The organism is Erwinia sp. TECH1, assembly GCF_054057575.1.
The window spans coordinates 3,170,779-3,187,437 of record NZ_JBSRZK010000001.1; the positions used below are offsets into that span (position 1 = coordinate 3,170,779).

18 protein-coding genes and 1 riboswitch are annotated in these 16,659 nt (G+C 57.9%); of the genes, 11 read left to right on the forward strand and 7 right to left on the reverse strand.

Annotation, left to right across the window (positions count from 1 at the left end):
- The first annotated feature begins 38 nt into the window (after nt 1-38).
- Nucleotides 39-725, forward strand: a complete 687-nt coding sequence (locus ACVWZ0_RS14915) for a GntR family transcriptional regulator (RefSeq protein WP_253460007.1) — start codon at nt 39-41, stop codon at nt 723-725.
- A gap of 169 nt (nt 726-894) precedes the next feature.
- Here ACVWZ0_RS14915 and thiD read toward each other — a convergent pair whose 3' ends face one another.
- From thiD to ACVWZ0_RS14930, 3 genes are all read right to left on the reverse strand, one after another.
- Complete coding sequence (gene thiD, locus ACVWZ0_RS14920; protein ID WP_253460005.1) at nt 895-1,692, reverse strand: bifunctional hydroxymethylpyrimidine kinase/phosphomethylpyrimidine kinase; 798 nt, start codon at nt 1,690-1,692, stop codon at nt 895-897.
- Nucleotides 1,689-2,474, reverse strand: a complete 786-nt coding sequence (gene thiM, locus ACVWZ0_RS14925; protein WP_253460003.1) for a hydroxyethylthiazole kinase — start codon at nt 2,472-2,474, stop codon at nt 1,689-1,691. Before thiM ends, thiD begins: the two co-directional genes overlap by 4 nt.
- Nucleotides 2,475-2,506: 32 nt before the next feature.
- Nucleotides 2,507-2,603, reverse strand: a riboswitch (TPP riboswitch).
- 72 nt (nt 2,604-2,675) lie between these two features.
- Complete coding sequence (locus ACVWZ0_RS14930) at nt 2,676-2,798, reverse strand: hypothetical protein (protein ID WP_301289678.1); 123 nt, start codon at nt 2,796-2,798, stop codon at nt 2,676-2,678.
- On the opposite strand from ACVWZ0_RS14930, the gene ACVWZ0_RS14935 reads away from it, so the two are divergent.
- The 3 genes from ACVWZ0_RS14935 to ACVWZ0_RS14945 all read left to right on the forward strand — a co-directional run bounded on the left by ACVWZ0_RS14935 (nt 2,793) and on the right by ACVWZ0_RS14945 (nt 3,833).
- Complete coding sequence (locus ACVWZ0_RS14935; protein WP_253460001.1) at nt 2,793-3,026, forward strand: hypothetical protein; 234 nt, start codon at nt 2,793-2,795, stop codon at nt 3,024-3,026. The two genes, ACVWZ0_RS14930 and ACVWZ0_RS14935, sit on opposite strands and share 6 nt — an antisense overlap.
- A gap of 127 nt (nt 3,027-3,153) precedes the next feature.
- Nucleotides 3,154-3,414, forward strand: a complete 261-nt coding sequence (locus ACVWZ0_RS14940; RefSeq protein ID WP_253459998.1) for a hypothetical protein — start codon at nt 3,154-3,156, stop codon at nt 3,412-3,414.
- Nucleotides 3,411-3,833: a GNAT family N-acetyltransferase gene (locus ACVWZ0_RS14945; protein ID WP_253459996.1), complete on the forward strand. Its 423-nt coding sequence runs from the start codon at nt 3,411-3,413 to the stop codon at nt 3,831-3,833. The genes ACVWZ0_RS14940 and ACVWZ0_RS14945 overlap by 4 nt, the downstream gene beginning before the upstream one ends.
- A 42-nt stretch (nt 3,834-3,875) precedes the next feature.
- Here the strand turns inward: ACVWZ0_RS14945 and apbC are convergent, their stop codons facing one another.
- Nucleotides 3,876-4,982: an iron-sulfur cluster carrier protein ApbC gene (gene apbC / locus ACVWZ0_RS14950; RefSeq protein WP_253459992.1), complete on the reverse strand. Its 1,107-nt coding sequence runs from the start codon at nt 4,980-4,982 to the stop codon at nt 3,876-3,878.
- Nucleotides 4,983-5,145: 163 nt separating this feature from the next.
- On the opposite strand from apbC, the gene metG reads away from it, so the two are divergent.
- The 7 genes from metG to ACVWZ0_RS14985 all read left to right on the forward strand — a co-directional run bounded on the left by metG (nt 5,146) and on the right by ACVWZ0_RS14985 (nt 12,970).
- Complete coding sequence (gene metG, locus ACVWZ0_RS14955) at nt 5,146-7,179, forward strand: methionine--tRNA ligase (protein WP_253459989.1); 2,034 nt, start codon at nt 5,146-5,148, stop codon at nt 7,177-7,179.
- A gap of 111 nt (nt 7,180-7,290) precedes the next feature.
- Nucleotides 7,291-7,677 (forward strand): CidA/LrgA family protein, encoded by a 387-nt coding sequence (locus ACVWZ0_RS14960; RefSeq protein ID WP_253459986.1) that lies wholly within the window; start codon nt 7,291-7,293, stop codon nt 7,675-7,677.
- On the forward strand, nt 7,670-8,362 hold the full coding sequence (locus ACVWZ0_RS14965; protein WP_253459983.1) for a CidB/LrgB family autolysis modulator: 693 nt from the start codon (nt 7,670-7,672) through the stop codon (nt 8,360-8,362). Before ACVWZ0_RS14960 ends, ACVWZ0_RS14965 begins: the two co-directional genes overlap by 8 nt.
- A 126-nt stretch (nt 8,363-8,488) precedes the next feature.
- The gene (gene cdd / locus ACVWZ0_RS14970; protein WP_253459980.1) at nt 8,489-9,370 is read left to right on the forward strand and encodes a cytidine deaminase; all 882 of its coding nucleotides are present in this window, start codon (nt 8,489-8,491) and stop codon (nt 9,368-9,370) included.
- Between the two features lie 151 nt (nt 9,371-9,521).
- Nucleotides 9,522-11,219: an NAD-dependent malic enzyme gene (locus ACVWZ0_RS14975; protein WP_253459977.1), complete on the forward strand. Its 1,698-nt coding sequence runs from the start codon at nt 9,522-9,524 to the stop codon at nt 11,217-11,219.
- Nucleotides 11,220-11,383: 164 nt separating this feature from the next.
- On the forward strand, nt 11,384-12,121 hold the full coding sequence (sanA, locus tag ACVWZ0_RS14980; protein ID WP_253459974.1) for an outer membrane permeability protein SanA: 738 nt from the start codon (nt 11,384-11,386) through the stop codon (nt 12,119-12,121).
- 96 nt (nt 12,122-12,217) lie between these two features.
- Nucleotides 12,218-12,970 (forward strand): SDR family NAD(P)-dependent oxidoreductase, encoded by a 753-nt coding sequence (locus ACVWZ0_RS14985; RefSeq protein ID WP_253459971.1) that lies wholly within the window; start codon nt 12,218-12,220, stop codon nt 12,968-12,970.
- A 46-nt stretch (nt 12,971-13,016) separates the two neighbouring features.
- Here the strand turns inward: ACVWZ0_RS14985 and mglC are convergent, their stop codons facing one another.
- The 3 genes from mglC to mglB form a co-directional block, all read right to left on the reverse strand.
- Nucleotides 13,017-14,027, reverse strand: a complete 1,011-nt coding sequence (mglC, locus tag ACVWZ0_RS14990; RefSeq protein WP_125288171.1) for a galactose/methyl galactoside ABC transporter permease MglC — start codon at nt 14,025-14,027, stop codon at nt 13,017-13,019.
- A 17-nt stretch (nt 14,028-14,044) separates the two neighbouring features.
- The gene (gene mglA, locus ACVWZ0_RS14995; RefSeq protein ID WP_125288172.1) at nt 14,045-15,553 is read right to left on the reverse strand and encodes a galactose/methyl galactoside ABC transporter ATP-binding protein MglA; all 1,509 of its coding nucleotides are present in this window, start codon (nt 15,551-15,553) and stop codon (nt 14,045-14,047) included.
- 81 nt (nt 15,554-15,634) lie between these two features.
- On the reverse strand, nt 15,635-16,627 hold the full coding sequence (mglB, locus tag ACVWZ0_RS15000) for a galactose/glucose ABC transporter substrate-binding protein MglB (protein WP_253459968.1): 993 nt from the start codon (nt 16,625-16,627) through the stop codon (nt 15,635-15,637).
- Between the last annotated feature and the right edge of the window lie 32 nt (nt 16,628-16,659).

A 16,659-nucleotide genomic window follows, 5' to 3' on the forward strand; every position in this document is an offset into this window, starting at 1 on the left:
CAGGCTTCGCGACGCACTAATGAAATGAAAATTGCCGCATGTCTACTGCCTATATCATTACCGCCAGCGAACCAGTCAATCAGCAAATCTATCGCTTTTTACGCCAGGATATTGTGACCTGCGTGATTTCACCGGGTGCCTTACTGTCTGAAAAAGAGGTTTCTGCCCGTTTCAGCGTCTCGCGCCAGCCGGTGCGGGAAGCCTTTATTAAGCTGGCCGAGGCCGATCTGGTGCAAATTCTGCCGCAGCGCGGCACCTTTGTGCGCAAGATTTCTGCGCGACGCGTTGCCGACGGCCGTTTTATTCGTGAAGCGGTGGAAACGGCGGTAATAAGGCGAGCGGCGACGGAAGCGACCCCAGAGGCGCTGGCCCGGCTGGAGCATAATTTGCGCCTGCAAAAGCTGTCTGCGGAGCGCAACGACAGCCAGGCGTTTTTGCTGCTGGATGATGAGTTCCACCGCCTTATCGCGCAGAGCATCAACTGTGAGCTGGCATGGGAAACGGTAGAAAATATCAAGGCGACGATGGATCGCGTGCGCTTCCTGACCCTCAGTAAGGTTTCGCCGCCGGAAAGCCTGATCAATCAGCATGAAGAGATCCTGCAGGCGCTGCTGGCGAAAGACGCCGACGCCGCCGAACGGGCGCTGCGGCATCATTTGCAGGAGATGATTTTTTCCATCACGCCGATTGCAGAGCAAAACGGCGCGTGGTTTGAACAGGAGTAATCCTGCCGGGCTGGCGAGCGGTTCCGGCCGTCAGCGTCCTTCCACCCGCGCGTCTCATCACTACCGCTACACGCGCCGGTTCAGCCGTAACGTTTTCGCTCGTCGATGCACTACTAATCATCCTCTCCCGGCCCGTCAGCAGTTTGCCCGCTGATAGCGTTCCAGCGCGCTACCACCAGCGGTAGAAATGATGCACCGGGCCAATGCCTTTACCCACTTCCAGCGTATCTGCGTGCTGCAATGCGCCCTGCAGCCACTGTTTCGCTGCGCTTACCGTACCCGGCCAGCTGGTATGACGCGGGCGCAGCGCGGCCAGCGCGGAAGAAAGCGTGCAGCCGGTGCCGTGCGTATTTTTAGTCGGCACGCGCGGCGCGGTAAAGCGCTCTTCTCCTTCCGGGGTCAGCAGCCAGTCCGGGCTTTCGTTGTCGCTCAGGTGGCCGCCTTTCATCAGCACCGCCTGACAGCCCAGCGCCAGCAGCGCCCTGCCCTGTTGCAGCATCTCCTGTTCGTTGCGGGCCGGTGAGCACTCCAGCAGCGCAGCGGCTTCCGGCAGATTCGGCGTGATAATGGAAACCTGCGGCAGCAGTTTTTCCCGCAGCGTCGCCACGGCCCGCCCGGAAAGCAGCGGATCGCCGCTTTTCGCCAGCATCACCGTATCCAACACCCGCCAGGGGATCGCCGCCTTTGCCAGCCCTTCTGCTACCGCCTCCACAATATCGCTGTCCTGCAACATACCGATTTTGACGCTGTCGATGCGCACGTCGCTTAATACCGAGGCTAGCTGGGCCGAAACAAAATCGGCCGCCACGGGATAGACGGCCTGCACGCCGCAGGTGTTCTGCGCCACCAGCGCGGTGATCACGCTGGTACCGTAGGCTTCAAGCGCGGAGAACGTTTTCAGATCGGCCTGGATCCCGGCTCCGCCGCTGGGATCCGTACCGGCGATGGTCAATGCGTTGACTCTCATACCGCCTCCTTGTACAGACGGTAGAGCGCATCGAGAAACAGCGGTTCAAAGGTGCCCGGCCCGTTGGCCGCCGCCGCCGCCTGCTCGCCCGCCTGGCTCATTACCCGACAGGCGGCAGCGATATGCAGCAGCCTGTCGCCCGGCAGTGCGCAAAATGCGGCCACCACGGCGGAGAGCGCGCAGCCCGTGCCGACCACGCGCGTCATCAGCGGAGAGCCGCCCGATACCGCCAGCAGCCGCCGTCCATCGGTGACGTAATCCGTTTCGCACGTCACGGCAACCACCGCGCCGCTGGACTGCGCCAGCTGAATAGCGGCCTCCAGCGCGGCGGAAGGATGATGCTGGCTGTCGACGCCGCGACCGGAAACCGCCTGTCGGGCCAGCGCCATAATTTCAGAGGCGTTGCCGCGAATGGCGGCAGGACGGAATGCCAGCAGCCGCTGGCAAAAATCGCTGCGAAAAGTCAGCGCGCCGACGGCAACCGGATCCAGCGTCCACGGTCGGCCTGCCGCCGTCGCTCCCTGCACCGCGGCCAGCATCGCTTCGCTACGTGCAGCGGTCAGCGTGCCGACGTTGATCAGCACGGCATCGGCAATGGCGCTGAACTGTGCCGCTTCCACAGGTTCAGTCACCATCGCGGGCGACGCGTCCAGCGCCAGCAGCACGTTAGCCGTCAGGCTTTGTACCACATCATTGGTCAGGCAGTGAACCAGCGGCGACCGCTGGCGGAACAGAGCAAGAGACGCGGCCGGGCTGGCCGTATAGTGAGTAGGTTGGATCATAGCGCTCCCAACCGGCGATCAAGAAGGCGATGCGATAAAGCATCTGACTTCCCTCCGCTGGCATTATCCAGTTCAGGTTCAACGGGTATTTCTCAGCCTTCACAAGGAAGGGCACCCCGAGTCGTAGTGCTTGCCAGCATAGGGAAACGCGCTGTTTTACGCAAGCGCGGAACGGCTTGCTAACGCAGATAGCGCCAGGGTTTACACTGCTGCCAGCGCCAGCGCCAGCAGCAGCAGCGGCGGACGGCATGGATTGGCGGCCTGGCCTGGGATTACACGCTGCCGATAGTCCCTGGCACCCTGCATCTGGGCATGGACATGCACTGGCTTCATCGTCCGGCAGGCCAGGGCAAAGTAACCGTTAGCGATGGCCACAACCGTGACGCCTTCCGTACCGGCAACGGCGGCGATGCGCTGGCTGTGCAAGCGGAGGCCAGGCTGGCCGTTACCGACAATGTGACCTTCTCCACCCGCCTCAACCATCAGCGCAGGCTGCAACGGGAAGGCGCCAACGACTGGCTGCTGGCTGGCGGCGTGACGGTGAATTTCTGATTATTTTCCGGCGGTCTCTTTTGCCGCCGGGAATTTTTGCGTCATACTCTCCGATCCCGTAGCGGCTTTTGATAAAGTCCGCCCATTCGCTAATCTGAACGCCATCCCTGTCCTGACGAGAAGTAAGATGACAAGACCGCTTAATGAACAATACGGCATCAGCGTCGCGGCGCTGCAAATGCTGCACTATCTGCAACAGATAGCGCGCGGCGATCGTGCCTTTACCATTCAGGATACCGTGCTGAATAGCCGCTGTAACGTTACGCCCCCCGACAATTTCCGCCTGCTGGATCAGCTTTTTGAAGCGGGCAAAATCGATTATGACTATCGCGGCACGGGCATTGAGGGCGAAAGACACGTAAAGCCCGTCTGGGGAGAGAACGGATGACGGTACGCGCCTTTACCGAAGCCGACCGCCCTTTTCTGCGCACGCTGTTTCTGGCCGCCCGCAAGGCGAACTGGCACTGGCTTGACGGCAGCGCCTGGCAGCTGGAGGATTTCGACCGCGTAACGCTGGGCGAACGCATCCTGGTCGCCGAGCACGACGGCCACCGCACGGGCTTTGCCGCGCTGCTGCCCGCCGATAATTTTTTGCACAGTTTATTTGTCGACCCGGCGTGTCAGGGTCAGGGTATTGGCAGCGAGCTGCTGGAGGCGGTGCAGGCCGGCTTCACGTCGACCGGCGCGCTAAAGTGCCTTAAGGCAAACGACCGGGCGCTGGCTTTTTATCAGGGTCACGGCTGGCAGGTTATCAGCAGCGGTGAAGGCGAACAGGGAGAATATCTGCTGCTGCACTACGTGCTGTAAAAGAAAACGGGCGCCTGGTGCGCCCGTATCGCACATTTGCCGTCAGACTACACGGAAAGCGATATCGTCCGGGATCACTTCGCCATCCCAGTAGAGCTGTGCGGCGACCTGGCCTGCCAGCTGGCGATACAGCCAGGTAAATTCGCTGTCGGGACGGCGCACCACCGTCGGCATTCCGTCGTCCAGATCCTCGCGCAGCGTGATGTGCAGCGGCAGCTGGCTCAGCAGGCGCGTGTGATACTGTTCCGCCAGCGCCAGCGCGCCGCCGCTGCCGAAAATCGGCTCGTGATGACCGCAGTTGCTGCACACGTGCACGCTCATGTTCTCGACGATGCCCAGCACCGGCACGCTGACCTTTTCAAACATCACAATCCCCTTACGGGCGTCGATCAGCGCGATATCCTGCGGCGTGGTCACCACCAGCGCGCCGGTCACCGGCACGTTTTGCGCCAGCGTCAGCTGAATATCGCCCGTGCCTGGCGGCATATCCAGGATCAGGTAGTCCAGATCCGGCCACAGCGTTTCGTTCAGCAGCTGCATCAGCGCCTTGCTGGCCATCGGCCCGCGCCACACCATCGCGTTGTCATCGGTCACCAGATAGCCGATAGAGTTGGTCGCCAGCCCGTGCGCCATAATCGGCGCCATATGCGTACCGTCCGGCGAGGTAGGCCGTTCGTTTTGCGTGCCGAGCATATCAGGGATCGACGGGCCATAGATATCCGCATCCAGCAGGCCGACTTTCGCGCCTTCGGCCATCAGCGCCAGCGCCAGGTTGACCGCCGTGCTGGATTTGCCGACGCCGCCCTTGCCGGAGCTGACGGCAATAATATTTTTCACGCCCTTTACGCCTGGCTGGTTCTTCACCCTTTTCAGCGTGGCGATATCCAGGCTCAGCTTCCAGCTGATGGCGGTGGCATTAGTCAGGCGCAGCAGCTCCGCGCTGGCGCTCTCCTTTAAGGCTTCAAAGCCGCTGTGCCAGGCGAAAGGCATCAGCAGTTCAATATGCAGGGTGTTGTCCAGCATTGCGCAATGGTGCAGCGCCTTCAGCGCGGTGAGGTTGCGCTGTAGCGTCGGATGTTCAAACGTGGTTAAAACGCCCATCACTATCGCGCGCAGCGCTTCAGGTGAATGTTGGGATTGAGGCATCATCCCGGCTCCTTTTTTTCTGTGACGTTATTCAGAGCATATCAGATAAGGCTGTCGGCGGCAGGCAGTAAAAAACGGCACGGTCGGCGCGGCGTTGTTTACGCAGGCCGGGCCTTTCGGGTAACATCGGAACCCCCTATTTTAAACAGGTATAGCAAGTCTCACTATGACTCAAGTCGCGAAAAAAATATTGGTAACGTGCGCACTCCCTTACGCCAACGGTTCTATTCATCTCGGCCACATGCTCGAGCATATCCAGGCGGATATTTGGGTCCGTTACCAGCGAATGCGCGGCAACGAGGTTTACTTCATCTGCGCCGACGATGCGCACGGTACGCCGATCATGCTGAAAGCTCAGCAGATGGGCATTGCGCCTGAGCAGATGATTGCCGAGATGAGTCAGGAACATCAGAATGACTTCGCCGGTTTCAATATCAGCTACGATAACTACCACTCCACGCACAGCGAGGAGAACCGCGAGCTGTCGGAGCTGATCTATACCCGTCTGAAAGAGAACGGTTTTATCAAAAACCGGACTATTTCGCAGCTTTACGACCCGGAAAAAGGCATGTTCCTGCCGGATCGCTTTGTGAAAGGCACCTGCCCGAAATGTAAATCGCCGGATCAGTACGGCGACAACTGCGAAGTGTGCAGCGCCACCTACAGCCCGACCGAGCTGATCGATCCTAAATCCGTGGTGTCCGGCGCGACGCCGGTACTGCGCGACTCCGAGCACTTCTTCTTCGATCTGCCGGAGTTCAGCGCCATGCTACAGGCCTGGACCCGTTCCGGTGCCCTGCAGGAGCAGGTCGCCAACAAGATGCAGGAGTGGTTCGAGTCGGGTCTGCAACAGTGGGATATCTCACGCGATGCGCCCTACTTCGGCTTTGAAATTCCGGGCGCGCCGGGCAAATATTTCTACGTCTGGCTGGATGCGCCTATCGGCTATATGGGCTCGTTTAAAAATCTCTGCGACAAGCGCGGCGATATTGATTTCGACGCCTTCTGGCAAAAAGACTCCGAGACCGAGCTGTATCACTTTATCGGCAAGGACATCGTCTATTTCCACAGCCTGTTCTGGCCAGCCATGCTGGAAGGCAGCAACTTCCGCAAGCCGAACAACCTGTTTGTCCACGGGTACGTGACGGTTAACGGCGCGAAAATGTCCAAGTCGCGCGGCACCTTCATTAAGGCCAGCACCTGGCTACAGCATCTGGATGCCGACAGCCTGCGCTACTACTATGCCGCCAAGCTCTCTTCGCGCATTGATGATATCGACCTGAATCTGGAAGATTTCGTCCAGCGCGTGAATGCGGATATCGTTAATAAAGTGGTTAACCTGGCGTCCCGTAACGCCGGATTTATCAACAAGCGCTTTGGCGGCAAGCTGTCCGCCGAGCTGGCCGATCCGGCGCTGTATCAATCCTTTGTGGACGCCTCCGCCAGCATTGCGGAAGCCTGGCAGAGCCGTGAGTTTGGCCGTGCGGTGCGTGAAATCATGGCGATGGCGGACGTAGCGAACCGCTACGTTGACGAGCAGGCGCCGTGGGTGGTGGCGAAGCAGGAAGGCCGCGATGCCGACCTGCAGGCGATCTGCTCAATGGGCATCAATATGTTCCGCGTGCTGATGACCTGGCTGAAGCCGGTGCTGCCTTCGCTGAGCGAGCGCGCCGAAGCCTTCCTGAACCAGGAGCTGAGCTGGGACGGTATTGCGCAGCCGCTGCGCGATCACACGCTTTCCGCCTTTAAAGCGCTGTACAACCGCGTCGAGATGGACAAGGTCAACGCGCTGATCGAGGCCTCGAAAGAGGACGCGGCGGCGGCGAACAAACCGGCGCTGACCGGCCCGCTGGCGGACGATCCGATTCAGGAAACCATTACGTTTGACGACTTTGCCAAAGTGGATATGCGTATCGCGCTGATCCAGAACGCCGAGTTTGTCGAAGGCTCCGATAAGCTGCTGCGCCTGACGCTGGATCTGGGCGGCGAAACCCGCAACATTTTCTCCGGCATTCGTACCGCCTATCCGGATCCGTCGGTGCTGGTAGGCCGCCTGACCATGATGGTGGCTAACCTGGCGCCGCGTAAGATGCGCTTCGGCATCTCGGAAGGTATGGTGATGGCCGCCGGCCCTGGCGGCAAAGAGATCTTCCTGCTGTCGCCGGACAGCGGCGCTCAGCCGGGAATGCAGGTGAAATAAGCAACGGAGACGGGCGAAGCGATTCGCCCGTTTTTTTGCGGCCCACTGTGATCTCTGGCACAAATCTCCTGCCGATCGTATGATTAATGCGTTGCAAAACCGGAGCTTATCATGCGTACCGTACTGTTGATCCTCTGGCGCTATCTGCGCGCCTTTCTGATTATCTATCTCTGCCTCTATGCCGGAAACGCGCTGGGGCTGCTGCTGCCGGTCACGATCCCGGGCAGCATTATCGGTATGCTGATCCTGTTTTTTCTGCTGGCTTTTCAACTGGTTCCACCCGACTGGATCAGGCCCGGCAGCCTGCTCCTGATCCGCTATATGGCGCTGCTGTTTGTGCCGATCAGCGTCGGCGTGATGAGCTATACCGACCTGCTCAGCGCGCAGTTCGGCCCGATAGTGGTTTCCTGCGTGGTCAGCACCTTTATTGTTTTGCTGACCGTGGGGCTGGCTTCGCACCAGCTGCATGGCAAAGTGAAAGGAACAGGCGATGAGTGATATCTGGTGGTCTCTGCCGCTGACCATGCTGGTCTTTTTCGGCGCTCGCCGGGTGGCGGCGAAGGTGAAAATTTCCCTGCTCAATCCGTTGCTGATCTCCATGGCGGTCATCATTCCGCTGCTGCTGCTGATGCAGATGCCCTACGCCCGCTATTTTCAGGGCAGCGCGATCCTGAACCAGCTGTTGCAGCCCGCCGTGGTGGCGCTGGCGCTGCCGCTGTATGAACAGATGCATCAGATCCGCGCGCGCTGGAAGTCAATTATCGGCGTCTGCTTTATCGGCAGCATGACGGCGATGATTTCCGGTACGGCTATCGCGCTGTGGATGGGCGCCACGCCGCAGATAGCGGCGACTATTATGCCTAAATCCGTGACCACGCCGATTGCCATGGCGGTTTCCGCCACGCTGGGCGGCATTCCGGCCATCAGCGCCATTTGCGTGCTGATTGCGGGCGTACTCGGCGCGGTTTTCGGTCATATGCTGCTTAACCTGCTGAAGATCCGCAGCAAGGCCTCGCGCGGTCTGGCGATCGGCAACGCTTCTCACGCGCTGGGTACGGCGCGCTGCTCGGAGCTGGATTACCAGGAAGGCGCCTACAGCTCGCTGGCGCTGGTGATCTGCGGCATTATCACTTCGCTGCTGGCACCGTTTCTTTTTCCGCTACTGATGCATTTCTGGCGATAAAACTTGCGATGCGTCGCGCATTTTGTGGTTCTCTTTCATAAATTGCATAATCTGTGTGATTATAATCACATACATTAGCCTGGCTGCCCGCCAGAATAAGCGGCCACTTATGCAAGAGAAGCCACTATGCAACCACGTTTTCAAGCGGCTTTCGCCGCGCTGCCTTCCCCGCTGCAGGCGGCGTTGCAGCCTTTGCTGACCGACACCTTTCCCGCTTTTTTTACCCCAGAACAAATGGCCGCCATCAGAACCGAAACCGGTCTGGACAACCGCGAACTTACCTTTGCGCTGCTGCCGCTGGCGGCCGCCTGTGCCGTCGCGCCGCTGTCGCGCTTTAACGTCGGCGCGCTGGCGCTGGGCCGCAGCGGCCATCTCTATTTTGGCGCAAACATGGAGTTTTCCGGCGCGACCATGCAGCAAACCGTCCACGCCGAACAGAGCGCGGTAACCCATGCCTGGCTGCGCGGCGAAAAAGGTCTTGAGGCGATTACCGTCAACTACACGCCCTGCGGCCACTGCCGCCAGTTTATGAACGAGCTGAACAGCGGCACCGCGCTGCGCATTCATCTGCCGGGACGCGAACCGGCGACGCTGGGCGATTACCTGCCAGATGCTTTCGGCCCGCGCGATTTAGCGATTGAGACGCTGCTGCTGGACGAGGTCGATCACGGCCTGACCATTACCGGCGACGCGCTGGTCAGGGCCGCGCTTGAGGCGGCTAACCGCAGCCATGCGCCTTACTCGCAGGCGTTAAGCGGCGTGGCGCTGCAAATGGCCGACGGCGCGATTTTTGCCGGCAGCTATGCGGAAAACGCCGCCTTTAACCCAAGCCTGCCGCCGCTGCAGGCCGCGCTGATCCTGCTGAACCTTGCAGGCTACGACGTGCTGCAAATTCAGCGCGCCGTGCTGGCGGAAGCGCCCGATGCCCGCCTTATCCAGCGACAGGCAACCGCCGCGACGCTTCAGGCGCTGGGCTGCGCGACGTTGCAAACCGTGCCGCTGCGCTGATCCGCTTCGCCAGCCCGCAAGCCCCGCTGCCGGCTGGCTTTTTATTGCCAAAAAAGTGCCCGCATTTGTTATAAGCTGTTAACAAATGCTGTACTTTCGGATGAATTATTTTAGGATTGGGCCACTACCGATCCCAGTGAGCATTGATTACATGGAACTCGACTACGAAAGTAAACGCCCTCTCTACATTCCCTACGCTGGCCCTATCCTGCTGGAATTTCCGCTGTTGAATAAGGGCAGCGCCTTCTCTATAGAAGAACGCAATGACTTTAACCTGAACGGTCTGCTGCCCGAGACGGTGGAAACCATTGAAGAGCAGGCCCAGCGCGCCTGGCGTCAGTTTCAGGATTTCAAAAACGCCAACGACAAGCACGTTTATCTGCGCAACATTCAGGACACCAACGAAACGCTGTTCTACCGCCTGCTGGATAATCATCTTGAAGAGATGATGCCGATTATCTATACCCCGACCGTCGGCGCGGCCTGTGAACACTTTTCTGAAATCTATCGTCGCGCGCGCGGGCTGTTTATCTCCTATCCGAACCGCGCCAGCATTGAAGATATGCTGCAAAACGCCACCAAGCAGAACGTGAAGGTCATCGTAGTCACCGACGGCGAGCGTATTCTTGGCCTGGGCGATCAGGGCATCGGCGGCATGGGCATTCCTATCGGCAAGCTGTCGCTGTATACCGCCTGCGGCGGCATCAGCCCGGCCTATACGCTGCCGGTGGTGCTGGACGTCGGCACCAACAACCAGCAGCTGCTGAACGATCCGCTCTATATGGGCTGGCGTCATCCGCGTATCACCGGCGAAGAGTACGATAACTTCGTTAATGAATTTATCCAGGCGGTAAAAAGCCGCTGGCCAAACGTGCTGCTGCAGTTTGAGGATTTCGCGCAGAAAAACGCCATGCCGCTGCTGGAGCGCTATCGCGATGAAGTCTGCTGCTTTAATGACGATATCCAGGGCACCGCCGCCGTCACGCTGGGCACGCTGATCGCCGCCAGCCGCGCAGCAGGCAGCAAAATGAGCGAGCAGAAAGTAGTGTTTTTGGGCGCGGGGTCTGCCGGCTGCGGCATCGCCGAGCAGATTATCGCGCAGATGAAATCAGAAGGTCTGAGCGACGAAGAAGCCCGCGCGCGCGTCTTTATGGTGGATCGCTTCGGCCTGCTCACCGACAAGCAGCCAAACCTGCTCAGCTTCCAGAGCAAGCTGGTGCAGAAGAGCGAGGATCTGGCCGACTGGGATTCCAGTTCCGATTCCCTGTCGCTGCTGGACGTGGTGCGTAACGCGCGCCCGGATATTCTGATCGGCGTTTCCGGCCAGCCCGGCCTGTTCAGCGAAGAGATTATCCGCGAGATGCACAAGCACTGCGCGCGCCCAATCGTCATGCCGCTCTCCAACCCGACCTCCCGCGTGGAAGCAACGCCGCAGGATATTATGGCGTGGACCGACGGTGCCGCGCTGGTCGCGACCGGCAGCCCGTTCGCGCCGGTCACCTGGAAAGAGCAAACGTTCCCGATCGCGCAGTGCAACAACTCCTATATCTTCCCCGGCATCGGCCTGGGCGTGATCGCTTCGGGCGCCACCCGCGTGACCGACAGTATGCTGATGGCCGCCAGCCGCGCGCTGGCCGACTGTTCACCGCTGGTCAACGACGGCGCTGGCCCGGTGCTGCCGGAAGTGAAAGATATTCAGGGCGTGTCGAAAATAATTGCGATGGCCGTAGGCAAAGCGGCGCAGCTGGCCGGCGTGGCGGTGGTCACCTCGGAAGATGTGCTGTCCAAAGCGATTGCCGCCAATTTCTGGTTGCCGCAGTACCGTAACTATCGCCGTACTTCTATTTAATACCGCTGACCGGGCGCGCCGTGCGCCCGGTTTTTATCCCCTTTCCACAGCGTTTGACGATTTTGTGCAAAAAGCCGCCAGCCGGTGCGCTACCGCTTGCTTCACCTCGTCGGGTACAGTAGCCTTGAGCCACCTTTTCGGCTTCAGTCTGAGTACCGTACGGCATGATAAAACGCTTGATCTACGGCCTGATTATCATCGTTACCCTGATGGTAATAACCGCGCTCGGCCTGGATCGCTGGATAAGCGTCAAAACCGCGCCTTACGTCTACGATAATCTCAAATCCCTGCCCCATCGTCAGGTCGGCGTCGTATTAGGCACGGCAAAATATTATCGTACCGGCGTCATCAATCAGTATTACCTTTATCGGATGCAGGGCGCGCTCAACGCCTATAACAGCGGCAAGGTTAACTATCTGCTGCTGAGCGGCGATAATGCGCAGCAAAGCTACAACGAGCCGATGACCATGCGGCGGGATTTGATTGCCGCCGGCGTGGCGCCTGCCGATATTGTGCTGGATTACGCCGGCTTCCGTACGCTGGATTCTATCGTGCGCACGCGCAAGGTCTTCGACACCAACGACTTCATCATCATCACCCAGCGTTTCCACTGCGAGCGCGCGCTGTTTATTGCGCTGCATATGGGCATTCAGGCGCAGTGTTACGCGGTGCCCTCGCCGAAAAACATGCTGAATATCCGCACCAGGGAAGTGGCGGCTCGCCTGGGCGCGCTGGCCGATCTGTATCTGATGAAGCGCGAACCGCGCTTTTTGGGGCCGCTGGTGCCGATCCCGGCGCGGCACGAAGTCCCGGAAGATGCGCAGAGCTATCCGGCGGTCACGCCTGAACAGCTGCTGGAGCTGGAACAAAAAATGAAGGCGGATGCCCGTCCGCCAGCGTGACATGCCGCCGTTAACGCACTGATTGTTATGAACCTGCCCGCTTCTTCTGTCAGTCTGTCTGCCGAATAGATCACTAAACGTTAACAGGAGAGACAAATGGATCTGAACTTGAAGGATCGTCGCGTACTGGTCAGCGGCGGCTCGCGCGGCATTGGACGAGCAATTGTGGAATGCTTTCTTGCCGAAGGCGCACGGGTGGAGTTTTGCGCGCGCAGCCCTGAAGGCGTGCAGGAAGCGCAACAGGCGCTGGGTTCACGCGCAAACGGCACGGCGGTCGATGTCACCTCCCCAGAGCAGATGCAAACATGGATTCAGGAAGCGGCGAACCGCCTTGGCGGGCTGGATATTATCGTGCCTAACGTCAGCGCGCTGGCGGCAGGCAGCGATCCGGACGTGTGGCGTAAAGCGTTCGACACCGACCTGATGGGCACCGTAACGATGGTGCAGGGCGCCCTTCCTTACCTGAAAAAATCCTCTGCTGCATCTATCGTGCTGATCTCCAGCGTGGCGGGACGCGAGGTCGATATGTTTGCCGAGCCGTACGGCATTATGAAAGCGGCGCTGATCCATTACGGCAAAACCTTATCGGAACGCCACGCGGCAGATGGCATTCGCGTGAATACCGTTTCGCCGGGCAACGTTTATTTCAGTGAAGGCGTGTGGGGCGATATTGAACGCAACCAGCCGGAAACCTTTGCCAAATGCCTGGCGGCGAATCCGCTGGGAAGAATGGCGACGCCGCAGGAAGTAGCGAAAGCCACGGTGTTTCTTGCCAGCGAGGCGGCCAGTTTCACCACCGGCACTAATCTCCTGGTGGACGGCGGGCTGACCAAAGGCGTGCAGTTCTGACAGGAAAAAGAGAAAGGCCGGGCTGGCCTTTCTCTATAGAAGCACACTATTTCTTGCGGGCGTATTTCAGGGAGTCGAGCGCCACGGCGAAAATAATGATGCCGCCTTTGATAATGTACTGCCAGTAAGGGTTAACGCCGATATAGGTCAGGCCGTAGTTGATAACGGTGAAAATCAGCACGCCCGTTACCACACCGGCCACGGTGCCCACGCCGCCGGCGAAGGAGACGCCGCCTACTACGCAGGCCGCAATCGCATCCAGCTCGTACATAAAGCCCAGGTTATTGGTTGCCGAGCCGATACGTCCCGCTTCCAGCATCCCGCCGAAGGCGTAGAACACGCCGGAAAGCGCATAAATCAGGATCAGGTTGAAGTTAACGTTCACGCCCGACACTTTTGCCGCTTCCGGGTTGCCGCCGATAGCAAAGATGTTTTTGCCAAAGCGGGTCTTGTTCCACAAAATCCAGACAAAGAAGATAGCAATAGCCGCATAGAACGTAATGTAGGAGAGCTTGAAGTCGCCCAGGCGAATAAAGCCCTGCGCAAAGGTCGAGAATTTCTCATCGAACCCGGCGATCGGCGAAGCGCCTACATAGTCGTAATAAAGCGAGTTAATGCCGTAAACGATAATCATCGTGCCCAGCGTGGTGATAAAAGGCGTCACCTTCAGATAGGCGATGATCACGCCGTTGATCAGGCCAATCAGGCCGCCGACAACGCAGACAATCAGGATAACCAGCGGGATCGGCACGGTATCCATATGTGGAAACACCTTGTTGGCGTTATCCATCGCCTGGAGCAGCGTCGCCGCCACTACCGCGGCCAGACCAACCTGACGACCGGCGGAAAGGTCGGTGCCCTGCGTTACAATCAGCCCGGCCACGCCAAGCGCAATAATAATGCGCACGGAGGACTGGGTCAGAATATTACTCAGGTTCATCAGGCTTAAAAATGTCGGATCCTGGAAAATAATAATCGCCAGCAGAACCAGCAACACAACATAGATGCCACCCTCTTTCAGCCAGGTGAGCGCATTCTTCTTATTCACAGCATTCATGGACAGCCCTTACCTCATTAAAGGTGCTTGGATGCTAAACGTAATATTTCGTTTTGCGTGGTAGTTTTGGTTTCGACAATGCCTGCGACCATGCCGTTGCTCATGACCAGGATCCTGTCGGTAATGCCCAGCAGCTCCGGCATTTCGGAAGAGATAATAATGATGCCCTTCTCTTTTTTCGCCAGATCGGAAATCAGCTGATAAATTTCAAACTTTGCGCCGACGTCGATGCCGCGCGTCGGTTCGTCCAGCATTAATATTTCCGGCTGGGTTAACAGCCAGCGGCCAATAATGACTTTCTGCTGGTTGCCGCCCGAAAGCGAGCCGATAGAGGTCGCGTGTCCCGGTGTTTTTACCCGCATGGCATCGATAACCCATTGGGTATCGCTTTTCATCCGGTTATTATCCAGCAGGCCAATCGAGTTTTTATATTTGCGAATATTTGAAATCAGCGAGTTAAAACCGATATCCAGAAACGCATAAATCCCCGTGGCGCGACGCTCCTCCGTCACCAGCGCAAAGCCGTGATTAATCGCTTCGTTAGCCGAGTTATTGTTGATTTTTTTGCCGTGCAGCTTAATGGTGCCGCCGGACTTTTCGCGGATGCCGAACAGCGTTTCCACGATATCGGTACGTTTAGCCCCCACCAGCCCGGCCACGCCAAGGATTTCGCCCTTGCGCAGATCGAACGAAATATCGCGAATAGACGGCTGGCGCAGTGAGGTAAGGTTACGCACCTCCAGGATAGTTTCGCCCGGCACGTTGGACTTATCCGGGAAGCGCTGGTTCAGCGAGCGCCCTACCATCATGGCGATGATCTTATCCATATCCAGCCCTTCCAGCGGCTGGGTAGCGATCCACTGGCCGTCGCGCAAAATAGTAATTTCGTCGCACAGCTGGAAAATCTCTTCCATCTTGTGGGAGATATAAACTATGCCGCAGCCGCGATCTTTTAATTTACGGATAATAGTGAACAGGTGGTTCACTTCTTTTTCCGTTAATGAAGAGGTCGGCTCGTCCATAATGACAATTTTGGCATCATAAGAGAACGCTTTAGCTATCTCTATCATCTGCATCTGCGAAACGGAAAGGTTAATCACTTTGTCGCGCGGATCGATATCAATATCCAGCTCTTCAAAAATGGCTTTGGTATCGCGATACATTTTATCCTGGTCGACGAAAAAGCCTTTTCGCGGATAGCGGCCCAGCCACATGTTATCCATGACCGTGCGCTGTAAAACCAGGTTTAATTCCTGATGCACCATAGATACGCCGTTTTCCAGCGCCTCTTTGGAACTTTTAAAGTCGATCTCTTTGCCCTGAAAAAGAATGCTTCCCGTGTCTTTGCTATAAATACCAAACAGGCATTTTAATAAAGTCGATTTGCCCGCGCCGTTTTCCCCCATCAGCGCGTGAACCGAATGGGGACGAATTTTTAAATTAACGTTATCTAACGCCTTTACGCCCGGAAAGGACTTGCTGACGTTAGTCATTTCCAGCAGATACTGCCCCTGATCGCTGCTCATAATTCTACCTGGCGGATCGTTTTACGATCGGGCCCGTTCTGCGACGGGCCCGGTAACGGACGCGAGTGCGCCCGGAAAGACTTATTTACTGAACTGAGCGAGGTTCTCTTTATCAACCGGCACATAGGCCACGCGCACCACTTTACCTTCCAGCTTGTAGTTGGTGCCTTCGGTCGCCGGTTTGCCCGCCGCCAGGTTTTTCGCCATTTCAAAAGTGGCTCTGGCCTGGTTTTCCGCATCGTTCAGCACGGTGCCTTCCATCGCGCCGGATTTCACCATCGCCATCGCTTCCGGCAACGCATCCACGCCGAAGACCGGTACGGACGTTTTGTTATGCGCCTTCAGCGCTTCTACCGCGCCCATCGCCATCGCATCGTTATTGGCGATCACCACTTCGATTTTGTTGCCGTTCGGGCCGGAGAGCCACGCGTCCATCTTGTCTTTTGCCTGAGCGGTATCCCACATGGCGGTATCCAGATGCAGCTGCTGCGTTTTCAGGCCGTCTTTATTCAGGGTTTCGATCACGTATTTGGTACGCGCTTCGGCATCCGGGTGGCCCGGCTCGCCTTTCAGCAGCACAAACTGCACCACGCCGTCTTTGTTCAGATCCCAGTTGGCATTGGCTTTCCAGTGTTTCTCAATCAGCTCGCCCTGCTTGACGCCGGACTCTTTAGAATCGGTACCGACATAGTAAGCCTTGTCGTAGCTGGCCAGCGCTTTAGCAGAAGGCTCTTTGTTGAAGAAAACAATCGGAATATCGTTGGCTTTGGCTTTACTGATAACCACCGCCGCCGCCGCCGGATCGACAAGGTTAATCGCCAGCGCCTTCACGCCTTTCGCCACCATCACGTCAATCTGATCGTTTTGCGTTGACTGGCTGTTCTGCGAATCGTTCATCAGCAGCTGAATGCCGCTGCTGTTTTTCGCTTCCTTCTCGATATCCTTGCGCACCACGGACATAAAGTTGTCATCATATTTATAAATGGTTACGCCAATGCGGGTATCGGCCGCCTGCGCCGTTGCGCCAAACATCATGCTGGCAACCAGGGCTGTGAGGGTGAATGCCTTCTTCATTGTTCTCTCCGGTTCTTTGTAGGGTCGGTATG

Excerpts from the sequence above, each read along its gene's own strand:
- ACVWZ0_RS14915 (WP_253460007.1), top strand. The coding sequence starts at position 39 with ATGTCTACTGCCTATATCATTACCGCCAGCGAACCAGTCAATCAGCAA.
- thiD (WP_253460005.1), bottom strand. The coding sequence starts at position 1,692 with ATGAGAGTCAACGCATTGACCATCGCCGGTACGGATCCCAGCGGCGGA.
- thiM (WP_253460003.1), bottom strand. The coding sequence starts at position 2,474 with ATGATCCAACCTACTCACTATACGGCCAGCCCGGCCGCGTCTCTTGCT.
- ACVWZ0_RS14935 (WP_253460001.1), top strand. The coding sequence starts at position 2,793 with ATGCACTGGCTTCATCGTCCGGCAGGCCAGGGCAAAGTAACCGTTAGC.
- ACVWZ0_RS14940 (WP_253459998.1), top strand. The coding sequence starts at position 3,154 with ATGACAAGACCGCTTAATGAACAATACGGCATCAGCGTCGCGGCGCTG.
- ACVWZ0_RS14945 (WP_253459996.1), top strand. The coding sequence starts at position 3,411 with ATGACGGTACGCGCCTTTACCGAAGCCGACCGCCCTTTTCTGCGCACG.
- apbC (WP_253459992.1), bottom strand. The coding sequence starts at position 4,982 with ATGATGCCTCAATCCCAACATTCACCTGAAGCGCTGCGCGCGATAGTG.
- metG (WP_253459989.1), top strand. The coding sequence starts at position 5,146 with ATGACTCAAGTCGCGAAAAAAATATTGGTAACGTGCGCACTCCCTTAC.
- ACVWZ0_RS14960 (WP_253459986.1), top strand. The coding sequence starts at position 7,291 with ATGCGTACCGTACTGTTGATCCTCTGGCGCTATCTGCGCGCCTTTCTG.
- ACVWZ0_RS14965 (WP_253459983.1), top strand. The coding sequence starts at position 7,670 with ATGAGTGATATCTGGTGGTCTCTGCCGCTGACCATGCTGGTCTTTTTC.
- cdd (WP_253459980.1), top strand. The coding sequence starts at position 8,489 with ATGCAACCACGTTTTCAAGCGGCTTTCGCCGCGCTGCCTTCCCCGCTG.
- ACVWZ0_RS14975 (WP_253459977.1), top strand. The coding sequence starts at position 9,522 with ATGGAACTCGACTACGAAAGTAAACGCCCTCTCTACATTCCCTACGCT.
- sanA (WP_253459974.1), top strand. The coding sequence starts at position 11,384 with ATGATAAAACGCTTGATCTACGGCCTGATTATCATCGTTACCCTGATG.
- ACVWZ0_RS14985 (WP_253459971.1), top strand. The coding sequence starts at position 12,218 with ATGGATCTGAACTTGAAGGATCGTCGCGTACTGGTCAGCGGCGGCTCG.
- mglC (WP_125288171.1), bottom strand. The coding sequence starts at position 14,027 with ATGAATGCTGTGAATAAGAAGAATGCGCTCACCTGGCTGAAAGAGGGT.
- mglA (WP_125288172.1), bottom strand. The coding sequence starts at position 15,553 with ATGAGCAGCGATCAGGGGCAGTATCTGCTGGAAATGACTAACGTCAGC.
- mglB (WP_253459968.1), bottom strand. The coding sequence starts at position 16,627 with ATGAAGAAGGCATTCACCCTCACAGCCCTGGTTGCCAGCATGATGTTT.